The sequence below is a fragment of the Microvirga sp. HBU67558 genome, from assembly GCF_018069605.1.
In the GTDB taxonomy this organism is placed as follows: domain Bacteria; phylum Pseudomonadota; class Alphaproteobacteria; order Rhizobiales; family Beijerinckiaceae; genus Microvirga; species Microvirga terrae.
Map to the genome: position 1 here is coordinate 1 of NZ_JAGPUP010000310.1, position 1,187 is coordinate 1,187.

Sequence of the window (1,187 nt, forward strand, 5' to 3'; positions counted from 1 at the left end):
ATGGCGAAGGAAAAGTTTCAGCGCAATAAGCCGCACTGCAACATTGGGACGATTGGTCACGTGGACCATGGCAAGACGTCTCTGACGGCGGCGATCACGAAGGTTCTGGCGGAGTCGGGCGGGGCGACGTTTACGGCGTACGACCAGATCGACAAGGCTCCGGAAGAGAAGGCGCGCGGCATCACGATCTCGACCGCGCACGTGGAGTACGAGACCACGAACCGGCACTACGCCCACGTGGACTGCCCCGGTCACGCCGACTACGTGAAGAACATGATCACGGGCGCGGCGCAGATGGACGGGGCGATCCTGGTGGTGTCGTCGGCTGACGGCCCGATGCCGCAGACGCGCGAGCACATCCTGCTGGCGCGCCAGGTGGGCGTTCCGGCCCTGGTGGTGTTCATGAACAAGGTCGACATGGTGGACGACGCCGAGCTGCTCGACCTGGTTGAGCTGGAGGTGCGCGAGCTTCTGTCGAAGTACGACTTCCCGGGCGACGACATCCCGATCGTGAAGGGCTCGGCCCTGTGCGCTCTGGAGGACCGTTCGCCTGAGATCGGCCGGGACCGGGTTCTCGAGCTGATGGCCGAGGTGGACCGCTACATCCCGCAGCCGGAGCGTCCGGTGGATCTGCCGTTCCTGATGCCGATCGAGGACGTGTTCTCGATCTCGGGCCGCGGCACGGTGGTGACGGGTCGCGTCGAGCGCGGCATCGTGAAGGTCGGCGAGGAAGTGGAGATCGTGGGTCTGCGCGACACGCAGAAGACCACGGTGACGGGCGTCGAGATGTTCCGCAAGCTGCTCGACCAGGGCCAGGCGGGCGACAACGTGGGCGTTCTGCTGCGCGGCACGAAGCGCGAGGATGTGGAGCGCGGCCAGGTGCTGTGCAAGCCGGGCTCGATCAAGCCGCACACGAAGTTCAAGGCCGAGGCCTACATCCTGACGAAGGAAGAGGGCGGTCGTCATACGCCGTTCTTCGGCAACTACCGTCCGCAGTTCTACTTCCGCACGACGGACGTGACCGGCGTGGTGAAGCTGCCTGAGGGCACCGAGATGGTGATGCCGGGCGACAACATCACCATGGAAGTGGAGCTGATTGCTCCGATCGCCATGGAAGAGAAGCTGCGCTTCGCCATCCGCGAAGGCGGCCGTACCGTCGGCGCCGGCGTCGTCGCCGCCGTGATGGA

At 65.3% G+C, this 1,187-nt stretch carries 1 protein-coding gene; it reads left to right on the forward strand.

Annotation, left to right across the window (positions count from 1 at the left end):
- On the forward strand, nucleotides 1-1,187 hold a 1,187-nt coding region (tuf, locus tag KBI52_RS01420), incomplete at its 3' end, for an elongation factor Tu (RefSeq protein ID WP_173944982.1).